Consider the following 22,776-nt stretch of genomic DNA (forward strand, 5'->3'; position numbering starts at 1 on the left):
AGGGGTTAATCTGCTATTTATTTCTTTCTGTTGTAAATCGTACCAGTTGTTCTAAAGCGGTACGGTATATATTATCTGGAAAAGTTGCTAAAATCTCGAATGCTTCCGCCTGATATTGCAACATTTTCTGCGTGGCGTAGTCCATTCCGCCGCTGCTTCGCACGAATGCTATGACTTCGGCTACCTTTTCCTTCTGCTCACTGTGGTTGCGTATTAAATTGATAATCCTTCTCTTCTCCGAAGTGGATGTGTTTTTCAACGCATAAATCAGTGGTAGCGTCAATTTCTTTTCCTTGATATCGTTTCCAACCGGCTTTCCTACGTCATCTAACCCAAAATCAAAAAGATCGTCTTTGATTTGGAATGCAATCCCCACCTTCTCTCCGAACGTTCGCAACAGGCTCACTTTCTCTTCGTCTACTCCGGCAGAGCACGCCCCGCTGGCACAACAGGATGCAATAAGGGACGCTGTCTTTTTTCGGATAATTTCAAAATAGATATCCTCCTTTATATCGAGCTTTCTTGCTTTCTCAATCTGTAAAAGCTCACCTTCGCTCATTTGCTCCACGGCCTCCGATACAATTTTCAAAAGCGCATGCTCGTCATTGCGTACCGAAAGAAGCAGGCCTTTTGCCAATAAAAAGTCGCCTATCAATACCGCCACCTTGTTTTTCCAAAGCGCGTTAACACTAAAAAAGCCCCTGCGTTCATTGGCATTATCAACCACATCATCATGTACAAGCGATGCGGTGTGCAACAGCTCAACCAATGAAGCCCCGCGGTATGTAGAATCGTTAATTCCACCACAAAGGCCGGCAGATAAGAAGACAAACATCGGGCGCATTTGTTTCCCTTTTTGTTTAATGATATATTGGGTGATGCGATTCAGTAGCGGAACGGGGCTGCGCATCGACTCTTTAAATCGACCCTCAAAAATTTTGAGCTCTTCTGCTATTGGGGTTTGTATATCTTTTAATTTCAGCATGGAAAATGGCTAAATAACCATATCGTTTAAGCGGTTAAAACTGCGATAAATATAGCAAATATCCATGATTGCGGCACACAAACGGGAATGAAAATAACGTGGATACCGCATAGGGTGGTGGATAGGCTAATTATTTATATAGATCGGACTACAAGGCTTCTACAGCTTGCTCTAATTCCTTGTACCATTGTTCGCCATATTGGCGGATAAGAGGATCTTTCAGGAAAGTATAAACAGGTACGCCCAATTCTTTTCCGAATGTGCATGCGTCGTGGCAAATATGCCAGCGGTCGTAGTGTAGCACTTCAAACTCCGGGTATTGGGTTGTCCGGATAGGATAGAGGTGGCATGAAATAGGCTTTTTCCAATCTACTTCACCCAGTTCGTACGCTTTTTCTATAGCACATTTCGTAATGCCATTTTCCCAAGTGACATAAGCACATTCCTTATTTCCATCGACACAGGTGGTAGTTAAGTCGCCATCGGCATCAACCACATGGGTACCTTGTTCTTCGATAGCTTTGATACCCGCTGCCGTCATATATGGTTTTACCTTTGGATAGATGTCTCGCAGGATATCCGTTTCTTTTGGCTGCAACGGCGCGCCCGCATCGCCCTCCACACAGCATATCCCTTTACACTTTGTTAAATTGCAGACGAAGTCATTCTTTATCACATCTTCGTGCACCAATACGTGGCCTACTTCTATCATCTCTTACTTTATTTTGAATAACTTACCCGCTCGCCGAGCTTGTGCTTTAATCCGCTAGCTTGTGTAAGCTCCATTGTTACTGACCCAATCAAAATTTCCACCTGCGCTTTAACGGGGATCCTATTGCCATCATTGGTGACCCATAGGAACAGTTGGCTATCCTTCTTAAAAATTCTCCCGGATTTAATTTCCGGGCTCAGTTTAATGCATTCCAGCGTCCCTAGCGATGTCTTTATTTTTTCTATGCCTATGTATTTTATCCCCAGTTGGGATACTTCATCATTCAAAAAATAGCTGATCTTAAACGTATCGCCTTTCTTTAACGATGATAGGTCCAAGTTGCGGGAAAAATAATAAGCAGATAATAAGTCGAAAAACTGGGAGGTCGGACTGGTAAACGTTCCTTTTTTACCGGAAACTTTCTTGTTTCTGTGGTCAAATGTGGCATATTCCTTTCGTGTATAGCTACCCTCATGAATATCTTCCGTGTATAAATAGGGAAGATAGTTGTCGCCATCAATATACGAATCATATTGGTTTTTGACCGTGTAAAACACCGAGAATGCCCCAGATGTTTGGCCGAAGGCCGATAGATGATAGGCATTCGGGTTGCTAAACCGCAATTTTGATTTTTCAACTTTTAGCGTACCTGTTGCTGCAGAAATAACGCCATAACGCAGCTTGTAGGTGAGCTTCTCGCCTTCCTTGTACGTGGGGTTTGGTAAATAGGGGAGGTTTTGCGCATAAACCGAGCTTAGGTAACTAAGCATAATGAAAATGACCGCGTATAACTTTCTCATAGAAGGGTTGACATAAATGGCTGCCAATAGTTTAACTTTTGCGTTTAAATACTGGAACGGTTGAACAGGGTTCGCCGTACATAATACTTTTGGCTACTTTACTCAGGTTGACCGTAAAGGTAACGAAGGCGGATTCGGGAACATAAATATCGCCGCAGCCTTTGACAACCACACGTTGGTCTTGATATGCAGAAAAATCGATGTCTTTCATGTTTTCGGCAAAAACGGTGTCGCGTACGGTGTCTGCACCGCCAAAATGCACGCTCCGTGCATGGGGTTCGAGCTTGTTTGCAAGCAGCATGTACGCCCAGGTAGGGACAATAGCATCGGTAGAGCATATGATGCCTACGTGCTTTCCACTGTACTGCGACCAATCATGCTCTTTAATGAACTCCCTAAAATCTTTCTCTTTTAATATGAGTCCATGAAACAAGTTGTCTTTGATGTCATAAACCAATACATCCGCGTTGGGTGCGTAATTCGCCAAGTCAACGGTGATTAACCCGCTTTGTGCCACTTTGTTGACTATAGTTTCCTGAATGTCCATGCGATCCTAAAATAAAAAAGCCGGGCTAATTTGCCCGGCTATAAAGTTACAGATTATATCTTAATAGAATCTAATGCGATTGTCATCAATATCGGCTTTGTTTTGAAGCGCTTGGTAGATTGACGCCCATGCGCGTTGCGACTTGGATGCCTGCATTTGTTTTTTCTGATTGGCCATATCGCTAGCAACGAGCTCAGCAGGATTCACAAAGCTGTTCACTTGTACTGCATATACACCTTGGATACCTTTTACTGATTTGGAGACCTTATTAGGCTGCAGTCCGAACGCCGTACCTACAACGGCAGGCTCTAAAGCTACACCCGGCAACACAGGGTTTGCTAGTACAATGTTTTCTACTGCTACCGCTGTTTTTCCAAGTTTTTGAGCAGCTTGATCAACATTGGAAGCACCATTTAACGCATTGTTCAACTTCTCGGTTAGCATTTTCGCTTTCACCTCGTTCTTCACTTGCGCATCAATTTGTGGCTTTACAGCTTCTAGTGATAAATGTCCTTTCGGTTGAATGTCAACGACGCGAGCTACGATAAAATGCTGGTCCGTATCAAATATCTTTTCCGAAACTTCACCTTTTTTGGCTTCAAATACCCAACGAACTAGATCGCGAGGCACTTCGACGCCATTGAAATTATTATCCATGGCCACAGCGCGATCAATCTTTTGCAATTTTGCACCTTGTTTGGCAGCTACTTCGCTAAAGTTTTTCTTGTCCGCATCGCCGAAGAAATTATTTGCTTTCGCGTAGGCAGCATCTGTAGTGGCTTTTCCACTGTTGATCGCTTTATCAACGATGGCTGCTTTCACGATTTTAGAGTTACCGATCTGCTTTTCGATTTTGATGATGTGTGTCCCAAATCTGCTGTTTACGACAACCACTTCTCCCGGTTTGCCGGAGAATACTGCCTCATCAAATTCAGGTACCATTTGGCCGCGAGGGAATGTTCCCAAATCGCCACCATTTACTTTACTGCCTTGATCTTCGCTGAACTGAACGGCTAGTGCTGAAAAGCTTTCTCCCTTTTGGATAAGACCTTTTATCGAATCAGCTTTCGCGGTCGCTTTGTCTACGCCACCTTCCTTCGTAGCGTTTAGAAGGATATGCGAAGCTTTTACAGAGTCTGGGCTGAATTTAGCGTCCACAACCTTGGCAATTTCATACACGCCATTCGATAGAAATGGCCCTACTGTCGTACCAACCGGTACATTGAATAAAACGGAATCCAGATCAGGACTTACCTGCCCTTTACGCATATACGTAAAAGGATGTTTTGTGTCAGAGTTAACAGCCGCAAATAGCGAATCTGTTTTTGAATTGATCAATTCTGTTTTCAGCTGGTCGATAGTAGACTTTGTTGCTGCTGTATCATTGGCCGTTGGTGTTGCATCAAACAATACGTATTCAATCGAACGCGTTTCTTCCGGATTTTTGAATGCGTTTTTATGGGCATCGTAGTATGCTTTGTAATCGCTATCCGTAAGCTTGATTTCGCCGTCTTTTACGGATGAGTAATCGAGCATCAAGTATTTGAAGTTAGCCAATTTATTGCGTTGGTTGTACTCCTCTTGTGCCTCAAGAGCCGTCACGTATACACTATTGCTCAGCAAGTTTGAATATTTTTGGTTTAAACGCTCGTTACGAATATTTTCCAACAGCATATCCCACTGCTGAACCATCTCTGGCGTGCCTTGCGTATTAACCTGCGAAATAAAGGTGTTAAGCTGGTTTTTGTCGAATACGCCAGTTTCTGGGTTGGTAAAGGCCTGTACAATCTGCGGTGAAGGGTTACTGCCTGTGACCAAGCTATTCAACTCATCCTTGCCAACGGTCAATCCCAGTTTCTCAATTTCTTGTTTCAATAGTTCCTGCGAAACGAATTGGTTCCATACCTGCTGAACAGCATAAGAACGGATTTGCGGAGACGCTGCACCTCCCATTTGTTGCTGGTACATGGCCGTGGTTTGATCGACCTGCGCGTTGAATACTTGGTAATCGATGGATTCGCCGTTTACGCTACCAACTTGATTTTGGCTTTTCGCCCAAAATGGAGTCCCAACATTGATGATGTCTCCCAATAAAAACGCAACAATTGCTAAACCGATGATGGTGACCACCAACCCCGCTCGGTTCCGCAAATAGCTCATTAATCCCATAATCTATATACTGTGTTATTTTGTAAATGCTTTTTTTAGTTTGTTTTCATCTGTATTTAAAACAAGGCGCAAGATACAATTTTTATGAAAAAAAAATATAAAAAATTCTGAAGGAGGGAAACTTAATTTGAGAAGAATTGTTATACATGGCTTTATTGTCCAAATCGCGGGAATTGTGCGTCACTGCTAGGAATATAAAATCCCGTCATATTTTGACCATCGATCTTTTTAAAATCCGAATCGGATATAAAGCTGGTGGCCTGAAAGCTGCCCCGCCCATCTTTTAGATCAAATACGATAGGTACCGTGTTATAATAGATGTTTTTCTTTTCGTCGAAAAACAGCTCCTCCGTTTTTACGATGGAGCCATTCGCCATCGTGATGACGACATTCCGCCGAAACTCTGTGATGCCTTCTTTGGCTTTCTGTGTTGCATAATCGGATTTTATGCGTTGCGATTCGGCACCGTTTTCGTCAAAAAAACGGATCAGCGTCCCCTTTTTAAATTCATACATCCCTACGCTATCCGGATATTCCCGTAGCTCGGGCGCCGTAAGCTGGGCTTTAACCCTGGCCGAATCGCTGTAGGTGACGATAACATCTCGTGATATGTTGACGTTCTCTTCCTGCTGGATGTTCGCGATCTTTTCCACATCGCGCAGATCATTCTCACAGGCCGTGAACAGGCTTGCCATTAACCCGATACAGCACATAAAAGGCCAGGTATATGGTATCCTTTTGCTCCGCATGGCGACTAATCTAAACTACGACGTATAAACCAAGAATCGTTTATGGTGAAACCAAAGTTGATATTGATGTAGCGCTCCCGTACCAAATTGTTGTTTAATGTACCCTGTTGGCCTAGCTCAGCAGAAATGTTGATCTGGGAGAAGGTACGCCCGAAGTTGGTTTCTGGCAAAGGGAATCCAAAACCAACCGTAACGGCCATATCATTGATGTTTTGGTTCCGGTAAACCAGTGGGGTTTTACTGTAGCGAAATCCCAGTCTATAATCGACCTGATTCAAGTATTTAACCGATGTCGGATCTGGTTTGATCTGACCACCGACAGCTACCGTATAGCCTTTTCCAAGCTGTGTTTGGCTTTGTGTACTTTGGAACTTTGACCAGTCTGTATATTTAAAATCTGCACCCACCATCCAGTTGTAACCTTTCGATAGGGTAAAGCCTATATTATGCTTTAACGGTAGGTTTATAGAAGAATTACTCAGTATCCTTGACGTCGTGGTGTCCGACGGTGGAGCAATATAATCCGGATCTCCGAAATTATTGTTTTCGGAGATGGTAACCAGCATATTCCGTTTTGCTGTTATCTGATTGTCTAAACCGCCGCTGTAACCAATGGTCAGGTTGTATTTTTTGCCTAACGCTCTGCTGTATTGCAAACCGTAATCAACGGATACGCCACGGATATTACGCGTTTCCGTCATTTGCGTCTGATACGTATTAGGCACGTTAAGGAAACTTACATTGGTAATATCGTAAAGGTTACCAAATAAAAACCCAATGTTGGCTCCTACGCTCAACCCCTTGATGGGCGAAACCCCATACCCCAAAAAAGCTTTATTTATCCCGCCTTCGCCGGATAGGGACGTTCTGTATTGAAGGGTGTCGAGAGACTGTGTCGAGGTAGCGGAGTAACCTACATCCGAGAAAGGGATTAAGCCGAATGCTAAGCCGCCATACTTACTTAAAGGAACACCAATTGCAAGGTGACTAAAAGCAAAATCCGCCGTTTGGTCGCTACTTTGATTGTTCGAAAGTTGTGTGAAATTTCCGTACATCCCCGCTTCCAAAATGGTCCGGTTCATTCCAGAATACGATGCCGGGTTTGCAATATTTAATGTAGGAAGACCATTTAAGTATTTAACACCGGTCGAAATACCTCCCATGGCGCGTGTTTGCGGAAACAAGTCTTCGCGGATCTGGCCTAAACCAAATTGGGAGTAAGGGGAATGCGATGTAGATCGCTGGGCATAACTCTCTTGTCCCGCAAATATGGCTAAGCCTACAAATAATTTTAGCGCTATTTTAGTAAAACTTCCTGTTAAATATCTGTGCATATGTGTGTACGTGTTGCATTTTAGCAAAGCCAGCTTTCACTGTTTCTTGTTTAGGCCTTTTTGCTGGAGCCTCCTATTGGCAGGTATTACTAAAGTGCGTGCTTTGTCAAAATTTGATACAAAACTATCTAATTTTTAATTATTCCGTTAGTTCTATTTGTTAAAAAAGGTTAATCGGTTAATCTTTAGTTAGTTATCTAATTACTTTTAAAAAAACTGGAAATACAGAATCGTTACGATGATAACGATGTATAGTGTTTCATAAATCCATTTAGATTTAGAATGGGTAAAATAGTAGGCAAGGTAAATTGCCAATGCCGGTGCGCAGAGTAGGAAGTGGTTGATCGTGATGTGCTCGTTAAGATAAAAAGATCCCAACGTAAGTAGCACCATGAAAAACAACAGCTGGAAAGCTTTGCGCAAATGAACCACACTTCTAAAAAATTGATCTTTCAGAACCGCTAAAAAGAAAATGAGCGCGATAATAATCGGAACGATAACAAGATAGTCGTATACATTTAGTGATAACTCTTTGGGGAATGGGTAAGCCAGCGGCTCGAAAATGGCATAAAACTCGTTTAGCCGGCCCAGCCAATAGTAGATAACACCTAATAAAAAATAGATTGTCGTGAATCCAAGTAGCGGGGTGATTATTTCACGCCAATTGAATGCCCGGAATATGATCAGACTGATCCAGAGGAGCAGCATCATCAACATAAATGGGAAATAAATCAGGCTTCCGGCAGCAACAATCATCCCGAGATCAAACATGAGCCCTTTGACATCGGTCTGCTTGTAAATGTTGAACAGCTTGCCCAGCATCCATATGGCGATAAAATTGCATATGAGGGGCGGCGAAAGAACCAGAAACGGTGCGAAAAGGCTCACCAATGTCATATACATCAATGCGGTAAGGAAATTGGGCTTACCCATAAAATTGAAATGGCTCACAATGCGGTTCAGGAAAAAAGCCTGAAGCAAGGTCAAGAGTAACGTGATGAACACATTTTCGCCGGGGCGCAGGTTATCGCCAAACGTGATCCCAATAAGATTATTGATCGCGGGCTCAAATAGAATAGGGGTAATCTTATCCGGGAGGTGCAGAAACACACCAAGACACAGGGCTAAGCCAACGATCGATACCGATACAATATTAAAAGGGGTAAATTTTCGATGTTGGCGGATGATCATCTACAGGCGCTTTTTGCGAATACTATTTTTCCAGCTTTTTGATCCGTCTGTCTAAAAGAAACAAAAACACGCCTAACACGGCAAAAATGGTTAACAAAACAAGTACCACGACGTAGATTTTACCGGAGCTACGCAGGCCGGTAGCCATGTCAATCTCACTTTGCGCAAAGAGCGTTGTGTGGAACAAAAGAAGGAATATTGCGGCAATGCTATTTTTCATTGTTGTTTTTATTTGCGAGCGATGTGTTGTATAAATAACTAGTCGAGTTGGTTTTTCCGGTTTTCCAAGATGCGCAGTCTATAACGCAGAGTAAAGATCCAGACGCCAATTAGTATCCAACCCATTACGGATGTATAAAAGATAGGGCGCATTTGGCTGTTCATATCCAGATCGCGAAAGGTGCCGTTGCCGCCACTTCCCGGATGTAGAGAGTCCGTCATTTTCGGCAGGATGTAAAGCAGAACAACCATCACAGGAAAAGCAAATATGTTATACACGGCCGAAATTTTGGCTCGTTTCTGTTCTTCCTCTAACGCGTTGCGTAACACCAGATAGGCTAGGTACATCAACGTAGCGATCGCCGAGCCGTTTAACTGCGGATCATTGGGCCAAGGTTCGCCCCAGGTGATATTTGCCCAAAGCATGCCCGTTAAAAGTCCCATTGCACAAAAAACAATGCCCGTGTTAACGGCTTCAACCGCAACCAGATCGTGAGATGTTTTTCCTGAACTGAGGTACTTTATACTGTAAATAACGGAAACCAGGTAAAGCGTGATCATCGTAAACCACATCGGTACGTGGAAGTAAACATTTCGTATCGTTTCGTGAAGTATAGGCAATACAGGAACCGGTCCCAGCAATCCTGCGACAATGGCAGAGGCAACCATCACAAGTCCTAATATTTTCCACCAAGATTTTCTCATGTCCGAAATTTGAAAATTAATCACGCCAAAGGTAAGGAAATAACAACAAAGATATTGTAATCGTAATTACATTAATTGCCAAAAGAACGACGAGCTCTCCGCTGCTGATGCCTCGATCTAACCCCGTAAGCGCATTATTGGAGAGTTTAATAAGAACGATGAGCAGGGGGATGATAACAGGGAAACCTAGTACAGCCATGAGGGTGCTGTTATTGCCAGCCTTGGCACTGATTCCAGAAATCATCGTAAAAACCGAGGCGAAACTGATGCTGCCCAAAAGCACGGCGCATGTGAACAACAGCGGATCGCCTATAGGCTGCTTAAAGGTGACGGCATACACAGCGTAGGCGATGATGGAGAGCACCAGCATCACCAGGCTATTGTAAATAATTTTAGAAAGAATAACAGCTCTTGGGCTAACCAATGTGTGGTAATAAAGCTGCCGGTGTGGGCTTTCCTGCACGAAACTCCGGCTGATCGCGTTGATGCTTGCAAAGAGCAGGATAATCCAAAACAGTGCATTCCAAACGAAAGTATCTACAGATTTGAATGCTTGATAGCAAACAAATACTGTAGATACTACGTATAATAATATACCGTTGATGGCGTATTTCGAGCGCCATTCGAGGACGATATCTTTATAAACTAATGTTTTTATCTGCTGTAACGTGTTCATCGACTGTGCAAAGATACGAATACTTCACGTCGAAAACGGGTAGGCAGACCAAAATCAGCACTTAGGCTTTGTTGATTTCTGATTTTGCTTCCGCAATAACATCATCCGCTTTATTACCCGCTTGGTTTGCAGCTTCAGATGCTCGGCTTGACCATTGTTGTGCTTTTTCTGACGCAGAATCCAACGCTTGTTTACCTGCTTCTTTCGCCTTATCTTTGAAGTTTTCCAAATCTGCTTTTGCTGATTTAGCTAACTTAGCTGCACGCTTAGCTTCTTTTTTAGAAAGATCTTTGATTGATTTTGTCAAGCTTTTTACGCCTTCATTAGCACGGTCAAGCTGACGTTTTCCGTCTTCCGTACCCAATAAATAATATGCAGCGGTTCCAACTGCCAAACCTAAAAGTGCGAAAGCAACTAATCCGTTCTTATTTTTTTCCATGATACATCATTTTTTATAATTTCTATAACCTGTTTTGTATAGAAAAACAAGTGTATCCTGAAAAGGTTTTACTAAATATATATTTAACAGATTTTTAACGAATAATTTTTTTGGCAGACTGCAGCGAGTATAGATGATGATAAAGTCCGCTGCCCTTCGACATCAGCTCGACGTGGTTGCCGATTTCGGTCACGCATCCGTTTTCCACCACCGCGATTTGATCGGCATCTTTTATCGTGCTTAAACGGTGCGCGATGATGATGGACGTACGATCACGCATCAGCTCTTCCAAAGCCAGCTGCACAAGGCGTTCGGATTCCGAATCCAACGAGGAAGTTGCCTCGTCTAATATAAGAATAGCAGGATCCTTCAACAGTGCGCGCGCGATAGCGATTCGCTGGCGCTGCCCGCCAGATAGCTTTACACCGCGTTCACCCACCAGTGTGTCATAGCCCTGCGGAAATGCCATAATGAAATCGTGCGCGTTAGCCCGTTTGGAGGCTTCAATGATCTCTTCGGCATCAGCGTCGAGGCGACCATAGCCTATGTTTTCGCGGATAGTGCCGCCAAAAAGTAGCACGTCTTGCGGAACAATAGCCACTTGATTGCGAATGTCGGTAAGTGAAAATTGGCTCGCGTCTCGGCCGTCGTATGCAATTTTGCCGGCGGAGGCCTTATAAAACTGTAATATGAGCGATGCAATGGTGGATTTTCCGGCACCGCTAGGGCCCACAAGCGCCAACTTCTTCCCAGCATTTACGTGAAACGAGATGTCTTTCAATATGGTGCTGTCGGGGCGAGACGGATACGTGAAGCCCACATGGTTGAATGTCAAGGCACCATAAATTTTATGATCTATTTCTTTGTTACGGTCGGAAATATCAATAGCCTCCTTTTCCTCATCCAAAATCTCGAGCACCCGCTCGCTAGCCCCTAAAGAGCGTTGGATGTTTGCATACAATTCGGGAAAGCTACCCATAGATCCAGCCACAAACATGGAGTAAAGGATGTATGTCGTAAGATCGCCCACGGTAATTTCGTGTAGGGCGACGAGCGAAGCTCCATACCAAATAACGGCGATAACAGCGCCGAAAATGCAAAAGATAATGAAAGATGCAAACATTCCGCGGTAGGTGGCGCCCCGAACCGCCAGACCAACAACGGCGTCGAGCTTGCCGGCATAGCGCTTGGTTTCATAGTATTCATTAACAAATGCTTTCACGTTGCTAATTCCTAGTAACGTCTCCTGCACAATGCTATTGGAATCGGCAAGCTGGTCTTGCGCTTGTCTGGATAGGTTACGAATGAAACGCCCGAAAAATATAGCTGCCACCACGATGATCGGTAAAATACACAAGTTCATCAAGGCTAGTTTGGGTGATACAAAAACCAACAAGCATACGCCAAAAGATAGACTGATGCTTTGACGTAAAATTTCTGCCAACGTGGTCGTTAGCGTATCTTGTATTTGTGCCAAATCGGCGGATAAGCGGCTGTTCAATTCGCCCACTCGACGGTTAGAAAAAAATTCGATAGGTAAAGTAATGAGCTTATGGTAGGTGTCTTTACGGATGTTTGACAGCGCTTTTTCCGCAATTTCGACGAAAAGCCGAATACGACCAAAAGAAACAATGGATTGGAAAAGCAAGATCACCATAGATATGGCGCCAATGTACAGCACCTCTGCTGGTAACCAGGGGTACGTTTGTCGGCCCTGTGCAGCATCAATCATGGCGCCTAAAAGAGCAGGGAAGGTTAGCATCGTTAAGCTTGATAAGGTCAAGAAAACCATTCCCAACACAAATTTGCCACGATAGGGACGGAGGTACGAGAAAATTTTTGAAGCTTTTTTCAGTAAATCTTTGTTTAGCTTGGGTTTGGGTAAATCTTCCGACTGGGTATTCCCACTGTTCAATCGCGCTCTGGCCATCCTTTACTTTAATTTTGCCAACAAAAATACGGTATTCTTCATCTCGGCTTATCAGTGTTGCGTCAAATTTTTGTGCTTAACTCGTCGCTGGTAGAGGGAATAGATAACAACGGCGAGGACCCCAATAATGGCGATCAAAAGGTAGACAAGAAAGTTGCTTTGTTGATCATTTTGATCCAGCGTGCCCACCTGTTGGCGGAGCTTGTCGTTTTCGTCTTGCAGCTTGGTGATCGTTTTCATGTAGGCCGATACTTGCTTGTCATATTCATTCGCTAGCGCGGCGTGCCTATTGCTTTCGTAATCCTTCAAGTCGAGCAAACGTTTAGTCTCAACAAAGATGTTGTTGTCGGTGATCACGATTTCCTTGAGGATATCGATAGACTTCTGCATATCTTTCTTCGTTTTGAAGATTCCGAAGATTCCGGTTTTTTTGGTGATGCTCTCGTCATACGCTCCAAACCTAGCGCTTCGTTGATCTAACAGCTGGTTGACACGTAGCCGCTGTTGCTCATAATTAACGGAGTCACTGTCGTTTTGTGCAAACAGCGAAAGCGCGGAAAACTGCAAAACAAATACAACTAATAACGGTGCTATTCTTTTCATTTTCGTTTTTGAATTATATCTTCTAAAGACCAGTTGGCTTACGGCTTCAGAAAAAGATTAACGACGTTGATTGTCCAAAAACTCAATCATGATGATTTCATCTTGATGTAAGCCCAGTAGCCGGCTGGCGTGCCCTTTGTTTATGGCTATTTCCAGGAAATTACTAATGCCAAACAGGCAGAGCTTTTCACCTTCTGGCACCTCGTTGTAGTGCCAGCTTAAGCGGTTTATTGTTTCATTTCGTTTAAAGTGAAGTTTAAAACCGCGCCCGTTTTGCACATCATTGAACAGTTCTTTACTGATATTGCTGATTACATTGCCGAAAGAGTCAATATAAGAAACATGCCCTTTGATTGTACTGTGATCGACCAATGGCTGTATCATCACTTTCTTTAACGGTTTTTCAATAGGCTGCCCTATCGCGGATAGCTCGCCGCCTTTAGCAATGTGGCATGCCGCCTTCGTTAAGATGTCTGCCAACGGGAAATGAAGGTAGCGAAGATCTTGCATAATATCAATCTCAAAAAGTTCCTCCGGATCTTTATCGCCCAGGATGATCGAGAATATGCCGTTGTCAGCACCAACAAAGAAGTGATTTTCGAATTTCATCATGGTATAGTGTGCGCCCTCCTGAAAGACCGTGTCAATGCCGATAAGGTGTACGGTGCCATTTGGAAAATAATGGAAGGCATTTCGCAAGACGACAGCAGCGCGCTGAATATCGAAAGAAGGAATCTCATGTGTGATATCCACCAAGCGTACATCGGGTAATTGCGATATAATGCTGCCTTTCAAGGCTGCTTGATAGAAGTCGCGATGTCCAAGATCTGTTGTTAGCGTTATTACTCCCATAGTGTACCTCTTCAAGATACTAAAAAGTTAAAGAAAAATGGTGAATGCCTTTCTGCCAAAAAAGGGACTACAAAAGTAATAAAAGAAAGTGCAATAAAGTTTTTTAAGATTGTAAATTGTCCTTTTTTTCGCACCTCAGGCGAATAGATGATAATAGTTTGTATTTTTGGTGTATTAACATGTTTCGTAACAGCTGATTATAAAAAGTTGGATGTAGATGTTGCGCGATTACCGTGAAAAACAGTTATATTTATTACAGATATTTAAAACGAACTACATTTGAACGAGGTATTGATACAATTGGATGACGTCAATCTGATGACGTTATGGGGCGCCCAAAATGAGCACTTTGAATTGGTTAAGAAAGGTTTTCCAAAACTTCGCTTGGTCGCTCGGGGAAATGAACTGAAAGTGTTGGGGGAGGAGTCTGAACAGGTTCGCTTCAAGGAAGTGTTTCAACGTATTCTGAACCATATCGAACAATTCCAATCTTTAAATTCCAACGCATTGGAAGACTTAGTTGGTGTTGTTCACGGTAAACCCGATAAAAAGGATGTAGTGGAACCTACAGGTTTTCGCGGCGAGCCGATTGTATATGGACCCAATGGGTTGATCGTTCGGGCGCGCACGGCAAACCAACGCCGTATGGTGGATAGTATCATCAAAAATGATATCCTTTTTGCGATAGGCCCTGCCGGTACCGGAAAGACCTACACCGCTGTGGCGCTAGCGGTACGCGCCTTGCGTAATAAAGAAATAAAACGTATTATTTTAACACGGCCTGCAGTAGAAGCAGGCGAGAATCTAGGCTTTTTACCCGGCGACCTGAAAGAAAAAGTTGATCCTTATCTACGGCCGCTGTATGATGCGCTGGATGATATGATTCCTGCTGACAAGCTTAAAGACTATCTGGAGCGCCGGGTGATCGAAGTAGCGCCGCTGGCCTTTATGCGTGGCCGGACTTTGGATAACTGTTTTGTGATTTTAGATGAGGCGCAAAATGCCACTGACATGCAGCTGAAAATGTTTTTGACACGTATGGGGCCAACAGCAAAATTTATAGTAACCGGTGATTTGACGCAAATCGATTTGCCGAAAAAAACACAATCAGGCCTGGCGACAGCCGTAAAGCTACTGGATAGTATCGAAGGGATTGAGATCATTCATTTAAGCGGAGCAGACGTGGTTAGGCACAAACTAGTAAGACGAATTCTAGAAGCTTACGGGGATATTTAAGAAATCATGAAACGTGCATCGCACGAGTACATATGAATGCAATAAACGAGACAAATTTTAATTTTGAAGGGCAAACTGCCTTTTACAGAGGGAAGGTTCGTGATGTATATACCATTGCGGATGAGTATTTAGTGATGGTTGCGTCGGATCGTATATCGGCCTTTGACGTCGTTCTTCCAAGAGCTATTCCATACAAAGGGCAAGTGCTGAATCAGATCGCTGCCAAATTTTTAGAGGCTACGGCCGATATTTTGCCGAACTGGGTGGTGTCCGTGCCTGATCCTAGTGTAACGATCGGGAAGAAATGCGAGCCATTTAAAGTAGAGATGGTTATTCGTGGATACTTAGCCGGGCATGCATGGCGTACTTACAGAGAAGGTGGTAGGGAGCTTTGCGGTGTTTTATTGCCAGAAGGCCTACGCGAAAACGACAAGCTGCCTGAACCGATAATCACGCCGACGACGAAAGCAGCGGTAGGACATGACGAAGACATCTCACGCGAAGAAATAATTGCACAAGGGATTGTGAGCGAGGACGATTATGTACAATTGGAAGCTTACACGCAGGCACTTTTTAAGCGGGGTACGGAAATAGCTGCTCAACGCGGCTTAATTTTAGTGGACACAAAGTATGAATTTGGTAAAAAGGATGGCGAGATCTGTTTGATGGATGAAATACATACACCGGACTCTTCCCGTTACTTCTATGCAGAGGGTTACGAAGAAAGGCAAGAACAGGCAAAGCCGCAAAAGCAGTTATCAAAGGAATTTGTTCGTCAGTGGTTGATTGAAAATGGTTTCCAAGGCAAAGACGGGCAGCATATCCCAGAGATGACCGATGACATTGTTCATTCGATCTCGGAAAGGTATATCGAGCTTTACGAGCATATTGCCGGTGAGAAATTTATCTATCCGGAAGCGGGTGAAGTTCTGTCGCGCGTGGAGAACAACGTGCAGCAAGCCTTGCAGGAGATTGTTTAACACGAAGGTCTCCAGTAGACCAAAATATAGTAGAAGAAGCGTCTAAAAGCAATACCTGAAAATCATTGCGGGAAGGAGGGACGACGTCTGCGTAGGAAACCAATCTTCATGTTTGAGAGTGCAGATTCGTGTTTTGGTCCTTCAAGCTCACGCTTAGCGCTGTGAGTTGCAGTACCTTAGAAGCTGTCTTCGGCAGTCGTCAATCGCCATCACCGTGAGGCTTTTTCCGTATTTAAACGTCCTTTTAGACGACTTCTAACCTTTGTTATCGTGTTTTCACGATGGTTGAAAACACAGGTCTTATAAAAATTAGATATATATGAAGTTCACAGTTGACAAACACGAACGTTATGTCGTTATCGAACCGTTAACAGACTTTCTTAACGGTGAGGCGGCAGCAAACTTAAAAGGGGAGTTTATGCTTCGCAATACGGGCGGGCAACGCAATATTGTACTCAACCTTTGCCATGTGCAAGACGCCGACGAAGATGGTATCCGGATGGGGCTACTTGCGCGGAGGTTGTGCAAGGCGTCTGGCGGGCTGTTTATCCTAACGGGATTAAACAAGCGACTCACGGACTTGTTGAAGATCACAAACCTGGAAGGGTATTTTAAAACAGCGTCTTCCGTTGCGAAGGCTGAAGACATGATTTTCGGTAACGAAATCAGATTAGATTTAAGGGGAGAATAGCTATGGTGAGATTTGAAGTTTTGATTTTGGGCAATAGCTCGGCAACACCTATGTACGGTCGCCATCCAACGTCCCAAATTCTCAATTTCAACGAACAGCTGTTTTTGATTGATTGTGGTGAAGGCACACAGATGCAATTGTTCCGCTATGGCATTCGCAGCACCAGGATTAGCCATATCTTCATCAGCCATCTGCATGGCGATCATTATCTAGGACTGGTAGGGCTTTTGTCGTCTCAACATTTGATGGGCCGCCAAGCTGATCTGCATCTGTTTGGTCCCGCTCCCTTAAAGGAGATTCTGGATTTGCAATTTAAGCATTCGGATACACGATTGCGGTACAACCTTATTTTCCATCCGACGAACCCTGGTGAAAGGGCAGTTATTTTAGATCTTCCAAGCCTAAAAGTAAGCACTTTTCCGCTGCAGCACCGCATAGCATGTACCGGATTTCGGTTTGACGAAGGCAAAAGACCGGCTACGCTAAACGTCGAAGAGGTGGAAAAGCAGAAGGTGCCAACCGCTTTTTTGAAGCTTCTGAAAAGGGGTGTCGACTGTGTAGATAAAAAAGGGGTGGTCTATAAAGCTGCTGATCTCACGCTACCCGGAGATAAACCGCGTAGCTATGCCTATTGTTCGGATACCGTTATGAGCGATGCTTACTTCGACGCGATACGCGATGTAAACCTTCTTTACCATGAATCGACTTTTCTGCATGATATGGTAGACCGCGCCAAAGAAACTTTTCACACCACAAGCAAGGAGGCTGCAGAAGTGGCAAAAGAAGTTCATGCGCAGCGACTCCTTTTAGGGCATTATTCGGCACGCTATAGAGATTTGCAGCCCTTGCTGGACGAAAGCCAAGCAATTTTTCCCAATACGGCCCTCTCGGAAGAAGGAAAATGGTTTACGGTGTAATGTTCAGCGTACTGTGCTGACCCTTTTCCTGATAGCTCTATTTTATTGCGCTACCGAACGTCAGGCGTGGGGGTACTTCGTCGATGCGTGATCATCAAAATCTGGGAAACAGTCAAAATAAAACCCATGCTCCTTATTGTAGGATATTAGTTACATAATAAACTGGAAAATTTAGTTTTTCGTCAGCATAATAATTTTGTAGACCTGAACAAATTATCTAAGTTTACACGCTCAACAAAACAATTATGAAAGAGTCTTTCAACCTGGACGCTCTACTGAGGGATAATATTCGGAAATTAGTGCCCTATTCATCCGCACGCGATGAATTTCAAGGGGAGGCATCTGTTTTATTGGATGCTAATGAAAATGCTTTTGGGTCGCCGTACTCGAAAAACTATAACCGCTATCCGGATCCGCTCCAACATCATTTGAAAGAAAAACTTTACCAGATAAAAGGCGTGCCGGCCGAGCACACCTTTTTAGGAAATGGCAGCGACGAGGCTATTGATATTTTGTTTCGTGCTTTCTGCGAGCCAGGCCGCGATAATGTGATCTTGGTGCCGCCGACATATGGTATGTATGAGGTATCTGCTAATATCAATAACGTCGCTTATAAGAAAGTAAATTTAACGCCGTCCTATCAACTGGATCTGGATGGTATCGCTGCCGCAATTGATGCACATACCAAATTGATATTTATCTGTTCACCAAATAATCCAACAGGCAATAGCATCAATCGGCAGGATATTGAAACGATACTGGTAAACTTTGACGGTATTGTGGTGATTGATGAAGCGTATATCAACTTCTCGAAACAGCCATCCTTCGCACAGGCGCTTCACGAATTCCCTAACATGGTGGTTTTACAGACGCTGTCGAAAGCTTGGGGACTTGCTGCCTTGCGTCTTGGTATGGCATTCGCCAGCAAAGACATTATCACGGTTTTTAACAAAATAAAGCCACCTTACAACATCAACCAGGCGACGCAGGAGATTGTTCTCGAAGCCTTATCAGGCATAGAGCAGGTAAATGGTTGGATCAAGAATATTGTCGTGGAACGTGATGAGCTTTCAGCGTTGTTGGCCGAGCTGCCGCAGGTTGAGCATGTTACGCCTTCCGACGCGAATTTTATTTTGGTAAAATTGCAAGAGCCGCGCCAGCTCTATACTTATCTGGTGGATCGCGGGATTATTGTGCGCGATCGCTCGAAAGTGGAGCTTTGTGAAGGCTGTTTACGTTTTACAATAGGCACACCCAATGAAAATGCGCTGCTATACCAATCTGTTTGTGCATTTTACAACAATACTGTAGATTAAAAAAATAAGGCCCTCCTTGCATAGAAGAGGGCCGTTTAATACCCGATAACTTGTATGTCTGAATTATTAAAACGCGTGTTATTTATCGATCGAGATGGTACCTTGATTACGGAGCCAGAAGACGAGCAGATTGATTCTTTTGCGAAACTAAAGTTCTATCCCGGCGCGCTGCAGTACCTTCCACGGATTGCAAAAGAGTTGGATTTTGAGCTTATTCTTGTTTCTAATCAAGATGGTTTAGGAACAGATTCTCATCCGGAAGCCAACTTTTGGCCTGTGCACAACTTTATCGTTGATACCTTTGCTGGCGAGGGTGTGATATTTGCCAAAGAACATATCGACCGAACTTTTCCACATGAAAATGCATTGACACGTAAGCCCGGTGTTGGAATGTTGCAGGAATACTTTAACGTCGAGCGTTATAACTTGGCCGAATCATTTGTTATTGGCGATCGTTTGAATGACGTCAAGTTGGCCGAAAACCTTGGCGCGCGCGCCATATGGTTGCGTAATAATGACGCGTTGGGAAAAGCAGAGAATTTGATACACAATGCAGATGTGGTGGCTCTGGAGAGTGGCGATTGGAAATCGATTTATGAGTTTTTGAAGCTAAAAACGCGAACAGGCGAGCATCGGCGGAAGACAAACGAAACCGATATCTTTATCGAACTGAACTTGGACGGTTCTGGTAAATCGTCTATAGACACGGGGTTGCCGTTTTTTGATCATATGTTGGATCAGATTGCAAGACACGGTGCCATCGATCTGACCGTGAAAGCCAAGGGCGACCTGCATATCGATGAACACCATACCATTGAAGATACAGGCATCGCGCTTGGTGAAATATTTCTGCAGGTTCTTGGTGACAAGCGAGGTATTGAACGCTATGCATATACATTGCCGATGGACGACTGCTTAGCTCAGGTGGCCATAGACTTTGGTGGCAGAAATTGGATCGTGTGGGATGCGACATTTAATAGGGAAAAGATAGGTGATATGCCTACCGAGATGTTTTTTCATTTCTTTAAATCCTTTTCCGACGCTTCAAAGTCCAATCTCAATATTAAAGCCGAAGGCGATAATGAACACCATAAGATCGAAGCAATTTTCAAAGCATTCGCCAAATCTATAAAAAAGGCCGTGCGGCGAGATGCAGAGAATATGCAGTTGCCTAGTACAAAAGGTGTTCTGTAATTTTGGTATGATATATGACCATATTGCCATTTATAAAGGTTACAAAGATAACGGGTTGAAAGGTGTAAGGATGATATGGTTAGCGTATAGGCACTAAAAAAATAAATACGCTACACGCTATATTTACTACGCTATACCCAGTACGAACAACATGATAGGAATAGTCAATTACGGCGCCGGGAATATATTTTCTTTGACGGCAGCTTTAGATCGCGTAGGGCTGCTTTACGGAATGATCAATGAAGCGCAGGATTTCCAGAAGTATGATCACATCATCATTCCGGGAGTAGGGCACGCGGGGGCGGCGATGCAAAAACTAAAAGAGTCTGGCCTTGTGGAGCATATTGTGGCGCTCAAGAAGCCAGTTTTAGGGATTTGTGTGGGAATGCAACTACTAACGGCTTATTCGGAGGAGGGAAATGCGGATCTACTCAATCTTATTCCCTTGAATACATTGCATTTTGACAAGCGTATGGAAGAGAAAGTTCCTCATATGGGGTGGAATAGTATCTCGCCTAACGGTAATAGTGCGTTATTTCATCATATTCCCGATGGAAGTTACGTGTATTTCGTTCATTCTTACTTTATTGAGTCAGACCCTGTATTTTCGGCTGCACATTGTCAATATGGGATCGATTTTTCAGCCGCGATACAGCGAGATAACTTTTTTGGCGTGCAGTTTCACCCGGAGAAATCTGGAAAAGTGGGCGAGCAATTGCTCTTAAATTTTGCTAAGCTGTAGGTATATGGTTGTTTTTTAATATCTTTAGAAGCTGTATTTCAATTTGAAAAGGAGCCTTTGTTATTTACATTTTTTAATTTTAATTTTTGAGTCTTAAGTTGTAATGCCCGTAAGACATCACTTTATTAGTTTTTGACGTATTACTTCTGACTTTTCAATTTTTACTTGTTTAGATTTTTAACTTACTACTTAACTATGTATATCATACCTGCAATTGATGTTTTGGACAAGAAGGTTGTCCGTTTAAGAGAAGGTAATTATGACGATGTCACCACGTATGAAATTTCGTTGGAAGAGCAGATCGAGAAATACCACGCCAACGGTACCGAAATTGTACATATCATTGATTTGAATGGCGCAAAGGGAGACTTTAGTAACCAAGAATACCTCTTTGAAATCATTCAGAAGACAGATATGAAGGTGCAGTATGGCGGTGGTGTACGGAGCATAGATAAGGTAAAAGAGCTTGTCGACGCGGGTATCTACCGGGTTATCGTTGGTACACAAGCTATTACCAATCCTACATTTTTAGAAGATCTGAGCAAACTCAACGAAGGCCGTGTAAAATACGCTGATCACATTGTTATAGCCATTGACGTGCTGGATGAAGTCATAAAATATTCGGGATGGTTAGAAAGTTCTCCTATCAAGCTCATCGAATACATTGATAAGTGCTTAGCATTAGGATTTTTCCGTTTTTTATGTACTGACATTAGCAAAGACGGGAAATTGGGCGGTGCCGGTGTAGAGCTTTACCAAAAACTATTGGATCATTCTCCTATCATTAAATTGATTGGGTCTGGTGGAATTAGCTCTATGGATGATATCCGTGTATTGAATGATCTGGGCAGAATGGAATCTTGCGTGGTCGGAAAAGCGATTTATGAAAATAAGATCACAATAGAGGAAATTAAGGACTGGAACCTGAAATCGCTCATTAACTTTTAATATGTTAGCTAAGCGCATCATCCCCTGCCTTGATGTCAAAGATGGACGAACGGTAAAGGGGGTAAATTTTGTCGATCTACGTGATGCTGGTGATCCTGTGGAACTCGCATGGGAATATTCCCAGCAAGGGGCAGATGAGCTCGTCTTTTTAGACATAACGGCGACCCATGAAAAGCGTAAAACGACAATAGAACTTGTTAAGTCTGTTGCCCGTCAGGTCAATATTCCGTTTACAATAGGCGGCGGTATTAACGAGCTTAGGGATGCAGAAATCCTGCTAAATGCCGGCGCAGATAAGATTTCGATAAATTCTGCTGCGGTAAGACGACCCGAGCTGATAAACGAGCTGGCTAACGCCTTCGGTAGGCAGTTTGTTGTGATTGCCGTAGACACTCGCTATGTAGAGGGAGGAAATTTTGTGCATTTACGCGGTGGACGCGATAAAACGGATATCGATACATCGGAATGGATAGTAGAGGCTCAGGATCGGGGCGCTGGTGAAATTTTGCTCACTTCTATGGATCATGATGGAACGAAAAATGGCTTTGATAATGGTTTTTTAAAAGCCATTAACGAGCGTATTCATATCCCGTTGATCGCATCTGGCGGTGCAGGCAACGTACAACATTTTATAGACACATTTAAACAAGCGAATGTGGATGCTGCACTCGCCGCCTCCGTTTTTCACTATGGCGAGATCTTGATTCCCGATTTGAAAGAAGCCTTGCATAACGAAGGAATAGTCGTCAGATAACGTAGTTTGGAGTTATGTACCTTGATATGGTTTTTAACTTTTAACTTTTAACTTTTGAATTTTCACTTTTGAATTTTTACTTTTTAC

General features: G+C 43.5%; 24 protein-coding genes. 9 read left to right on the plus strand and 15 right to left on the minus strand.

The genetic code is table 11. The features are described 5' to 3' along the window. Nucleotides 1-13: 13 nt before the first annotated feature. From B0I21_RS03260 to B0I21_RS03330, 15 genes are all read right to left on the minus strand, one after another. Nucleotides 14-985 (minus strand): polyprenyl synthetase family protein, encoded by a 972-nt coding sequence (locus tag B0I21_RS03260; protein WP_133639053.1) that lies wholly within the window; start codon nt 983-985, stop codon nt 14-16. Nucleotides 986-1,133: 148 nt separating this feature from the next. Further along, on the minus strand, nt 1,134-1,697 hold the full coding sequence (locus B0I21_RS03265) for a DUF3109 family protein (protein WP_133639054.1): 564 nt from the start codon (nt 1,695-1,697) through the stop codon (nt 1,134-1,136). An 8-nt stretch (nt 1,698-1,705) separates the two neighbouring features. Further along, the gene (locus B0I21_RS03270; protein WP_133639055.1) at nt 1,706-2,497 is read right to left on the minus strand and encodes a DUF3108 domain-containing protein; all 792 of its coding nucleotides are present in this window, start codon (nt 2,495-2,497) and stop codon (nt 1,706-1,708) included. A 31-nt stretch (nt 2,498-2,528) separates the two neighbouring features. Continuing rightward, nucleotides 2,529-3,044, minus strand: coding sequence for a DUF2480 family protein (locus B0I21_RS03275; RefSeq protein WP_133639056.1), 516 nt, complete (start codon nt 3,042-3,044; stop codon nt 2,529-2,531). Nucleotides 3,045-3,104: 60 nt separating this feature from the next. After that, nucleotides 3,105-5,213: a peptidylprolyl isomerase gene (locus tag B0I21_RS03280; protein WP_133639057.1), complete on the minus strand. Its 2,109-nt coding sequence runs from the start codon at nt 5,211-5,213 to the stop codon at nt 3,105-3,107. A gap of 152 nt (nt 5,214-5,365) precedes the next feature. Next, nucleotides 5,366-5,962, minus strand: coding sequence for an LPS export ABC transporter periplasmic protein LptC (gene lptC, locus B0I21_RS03285; RefSeq protein WP_133639058.1), 597 nt, complete (start codon nt 5,960-5,962; stop codon nt 5,366-5,368). Between the two features lie 5 nt (nt 5,963-5,967). Further along, a complete protein-coding gene (locus B0I21_RS03290; protein ID WP_133639059.1) occupies nt 5,968-7,296 on the minus strand; it encodes a hypothetical protein in 1,329 nt (442 codons plus the stop codon). A 207-nt stretch (nt 7,297-7,503) separates the two neighbouring features. After that, nucleotides 7,504-8,487 (minus strand): DUF6427 family protein, encoded by a 984-nt coding sequence (locus B0I21_RS03295; RefSeq protein ID WP_133639060.1) that lies wholly within the window; start codon nt 8,485-8,487, stop codon nt 7,504-7,506. 22 nt (nt 8,488-8,509) lie between these two features. Next, nucleotides 8,510-8,707, minus strand: a complete 198-nt coding sequence (locus B0I21_RS03300; protein WP_133639061.1) for a CcmD family protein — start codon at nt 8,705-8,707, stop codon at nt 8,510-8,512. Nucleotides 8,708-8,745: 38 nt separating this feature from the next. Beyond that, complete coding sequence (gene ccsA / locus B0I21_RS03305; protein WP_133639062.1) at nt 8,746-9,411, minus strand: cytochrome c biogenesis protein; 666 nt, start codon at nt 9,409-9,411, stop codon at nt 8,746-8,748. A 16-nt stretch (nt 9,412-9,427) separates the two neighbouring features. Next, nucleotides 9,428-10,087 carry a heme exporter protein CcmB gene (locus B0I21_RS03310; RefSeq protein ID WP_133639063.1) on the minus strand — a complete coding sequence of 220 codons (660 nt, stop codon included), beginning with the start codon at nt 10,085-10,087 and terminating at the stop codon, nt 9,428-9,430. A 61-nt stretch (nt 10,088-10,148) separates the two neighbouring features. Then, nucleotides 10,149-10,526 (minus strand): hypothetical protein, encoded by a 378-nt coding sequence (locus B0I21_RS03315; protein WP_133639064.1) that lies wholly within the window; start codon nt 10,524-10,526, stop codon nt 10,149-10,151. Between the two features lie 94 nt (nt 10,527-10,620). Beyond that, entirely contained in the window at nt 10,621-12,456 is a 1,836-nt protein-coding gene (locus tag B0I21_RS03320) for an ABC transporter ATP-binding protein (protein WP_133639065.1), read from the minus strand. 51 nt (nt 12,457-12,507) lie between these two features. Beyond that, complete coding sequence (locus tag B0I21_RS03325) at nt 12,508-13,059, minus strand: hypothetical protein (protein WP_133639066.1); 552 nt, start codon at nt 13,057-13,059, stop codon at nt 12,508-12,510. Between the two features lie 57 nt (nt 13,060-13,116). Next, complete coding sequence (locus tag B0I21_RS03330) at nt 13,117-13,911, minus strand: SAM hydrolase/SAM-dependent halogenase family protein (protein ID WP_133639067.1); 795 nt, start codon at nt 13,909-13,911, stop codon at nt 13,117-13,119. A gap of 279 nt (nt 13,912-14,190) precedes the next feature. Here B0I21_RS03330 and B0I21_RS03335 point away from each other — a divergent pair, with 279 nt between their 5' ends. The 9 genes from B0I21_RS03335 to hisF all read left to right on the plus strand — a co-directional run bounded on the left by B0I21_RS03335 (nt 14,191) and on the right by hisF (nt 22,689). After that, nucleotides 14,191-15,147: a PhoH family protein gene (locus tag B0I21_RS03335; RefSeq protein WP_133639068.1), complete on the plus strand. Its 957-nt coding sequence runs from the start codon at nt 14,191-14,193 to the stop codon at nt 15,145-15,147. A gap of 32 nt (nt 15,148-15,179) precedes the next feature. Further along, nucleotides 15,180-16,127, plus strand: a complete 948-nt coding sequence (locus tag B0I21_RS03340) for a phosphoribosylaminoimidazolesuccinocarboxamide synthase (RefSeq protein WP_133639069.1) — start codon at nt 15,180-15,182, stop codon at nt 16,125-16,127. A gap of 319 nt (nt 16,128-16,446) precedes the next feature. Further along, a complete protein-coding gene (locus B0I21_RS03345) occupies nt 16,447-16,818 on the plus strand; it encodes an STAS domain-containing protein (RefSeq protein WP_133639070.1) in 372 nt (123 codons plus the stop codon). A gap of 5 nt (nt 16,819-16,823) precedes the next feature. Further along, complete coding sequence (locus tag B0I21_RS03350; protein ID WP_133639550.1) at nt 16,824-17,735, plus strand: ribonuclease Z; 912 nt, start codon at nt 16,824-16,826, stop codon at nt 17,733-17,735. Nucleotides 17,736-17,980: 245 nt separating this feature from the next. Beyond that, nucleotides 17,981-19,051, plus strand: coding sequence for a histidinol-phosphate transaminase (gene hisC / locus B0I21_RS03355; protein ID WP_133639071.1), 1,071 nt, complete (start codon nt 17,981-17,983; stop codon nt 19,049-19,051). A 54-nt stretch (nt 19,052-19,105) separates the two neighbouring features. Continuing rightward, nucleotides 19,106-20,245 carry a bifunctional histidinol-phosphatase/imidazoleglycerol-phosphate dehydratase HisB gene (gene hisB / locus B0I21_RS03360; RefSeq protein ID WP_133639072.1) on the plus strand — a complete coding sequence of 380 codons (1,140 nt, stop codon included), beginning with the start codon at nt 19,106-19,108 and terminating at the stop codon, nt 20,243-20,245. Between the two features lie 151 nt (nt 20,246-20,396). Beyond that, nucleotides 20,397-20,987, plus strand: a complete 591-nt coding sequence (hisH, locus tag B0I21_RS03365) for an imidazole glycerol phosphate synthase subunit HisH (protein ID WP_133639073.1) — start codon at nt 20,397-20,399, stop codon at nt 20,985-20,987. A gap of 195 nt (nt 20,988-21,182) precedes the next feature. Then, nucleotides 21,183-21,935, plus strand: coding sequence for a 1-(5-phosphoribosyl)-5-[(5-phosphoribosylamino)methylideneamino]imidazole-4-carboxamide isomerase (locus tag B0I21_RS03370; protein ID WP_133639074.1), 753 nt, complete (start codon nt 21,183-21,185; stop codon nt 21,933-21,935). A gap of 1 nt (nt 21,936) precedes the next feature. Beyond that, nucleotides 21,937-22,689, plus strand: a complete 753-nt coding sequence (gene hisF, locus B0I21_RS03375) for an imidazole glycerol phosphate synthase subunit HisF (protein WP_133639075.1) — start codon at nt 21,937-21,939, stop codon at nt 22,687-22,689. The last annotated feature ends 87 nt before the right edge of the window (nt 22,690-22,776 follow it).

Origin of the sequence: Sphingobacterium paludis (assembly GCF_004364125.1) — a bacterium.
GTDB classification, from domain to species: domain Bacteria; phylum Bacteroidota; class Bacteroidia; order Sphingobacteriales; family Sphingobacteriaceae; genus Sphingobacterium; species Sphingobacterium paludis.

What these genes read in the sequence shown, in the direction of transcription:
- hisF (WP_133639075.1), top strand. Translation starts at nt 21,937, where the DNA reads ATGTTAGCTAAGCGCATCATCCCCTGCCTTGATGTCAAAGATGGACGA.
- B0I21_RS03330 (WP_133639067.1), bottom strand. Translation starts at nt 13,911, where the DNA reads ATGGGAGTAATAACGCTAACAACAGATCTTGGACATCGCGACTTCTAT.
- lptC (WP_133639058.1), bottom strand. Translation starts at nt 5,962, where the DNA reads ATGCGGAGCAAAAGGATACCATATACCTGGCCTTTTATGTGCTGTATC.
- hisC (WP_133639071.1), top strand. Translation starts at nt 17,981, where the DNA reads ATGAAAGAGTCTTTCAACCTGGACGCTCTACTGAGGGATAATATTCGG.
- B0I21_RS03345 (WP_133639070.1), top strand. Translation starts at nt 16,447, where the DNA reads ATGAAGTTCACAGTTGACAAACACGAACGTTATGTCGTTATCGAACCG.
- hisH (WP_133639073.1), top strand. Translation starts at nt 20,397, where the DNA reads ATGATAGGAATAGTCAATTACGGCGCCGGGAATATATTTTCTTTGACG.
- B0I21_RS03320 (WP_133639065.1), bottom strand. Translation starts at nt 12,456, where the DNA reads ATGGCCAGAGCGCGATTGAACAGTGGGAATACCCAGTCGGAAGATTTA.
- B0I21_RS03275 (WP_133639056.1), bottom strand. Translation starts at nt 3,044, where the DNA reads ATGGACATTCAGGAAACTATAGTCAACAAAGTGGCACAAAGCGGGTTA.
- B0I21_RS03340 (WP_133639069.1), top strand. Translation starts at nt 15,180, where the DNA reads ATGAATGCAATAAACGAGACAAATTTTAATTTTGAAGGGCAAACTGCC.
- hisB (WP_133639072.1), top strand. Translation starts at nt 19,106, where the DNA reads ATGTCTGAATTATTAAAACGCGTGTTATTTATCGATCGAGATGGTACC.
- ccsA (WP_133639062.1), bottom strand. Translation starts at nt 9,411, where the DNA reads ATGAGAAAATCTTGGTGGAAAATATTAGGACTTGTGATGGTTGCCTCT.
- B0I21_RS03295 (WP_133639060.1), bottom strand. Translation starts at nt 8,487, where the DNA reads ATGATCATCCGCCAACATCGAAAATTTACCCCTTTTAATATTGTATCG.
- B0I21_RS03315 (WP_133639064.1), bottom strand. Translation starts at nt 10,526, where the DNA reads ATGGAAAAAAATAAGAACGGATTAGTTGCTTTCGCACTTTTAGGTTTG.
- B0I21_RS03300 (WP_133639061.1), bottom strand. Translation starts at nt 8,707, where the DNA reads ATGAAAAATAGCATTGCCGCAATATTCCTTCTTTTGTTCCACACAACG.
- B0I21_RS03310 (WP_133639063.1), bottom strand. Translation starts at nt 10,087, where the DNA reads ATGAACACGTTACAGCAGATAAAAACATTAGTTTATAAAGATATCGTC.
- B0I21_RS03270 (WP_133639055.1), bottom strand. Translation starts at nt 2,497, where the DNA reads ATGAGAAAGTTATACGCGGTCATTTTCATTATGCTTAGTTACCTAAGC.
- B0I21_RS03260 (WP_133639053.1), bottom strand. Translation starts at nt 985, where the DNA reads ATGCTGAAATTAAAAGATATACAAACCCCAATAGCAGAAGAGCTCAAA.
- B0I21_RS03370 (WP_133639074.1), top strand. Translation starts at nt 21,183, where the DNA reads ATGTATATCATACCTGCAATTGATGTTTTGGACAAGAAGGTTGTCCGT.
- B0I21_RS03290 (WP_133639059.1), bottom strand. Translation starts at nt 7,296, where the DNA reads ATGCACAGATATTTAACAGGAAGTTTTACTAAAATAGCGCTAAAATTA.
- B0I21_RS03280 (WP_133639057.1), bottom strand. Translation starts at nt 5,213, where the DNA reads ATGGGATTAATGAGCTATTTGCGGAACCGAGCGGGGTTGGTGGTCACC.
- B0I21_RS03265 (WP_133639054.1), bottom strand. Translation starts at nt 1,697, where the DNA reads ATGATAGAAGTAGGCCACGTATTGGTGCACGAAGATGTGATAAAGAAT.
- B0I21_RS03325 (WP_133639066.1), bottom strand. Translation starts at nt 13,059, where the DNA reads ATGAAAAGAATAGCACCGTTATTAGTTGTATTTGTTTTGCAGTTTTCC.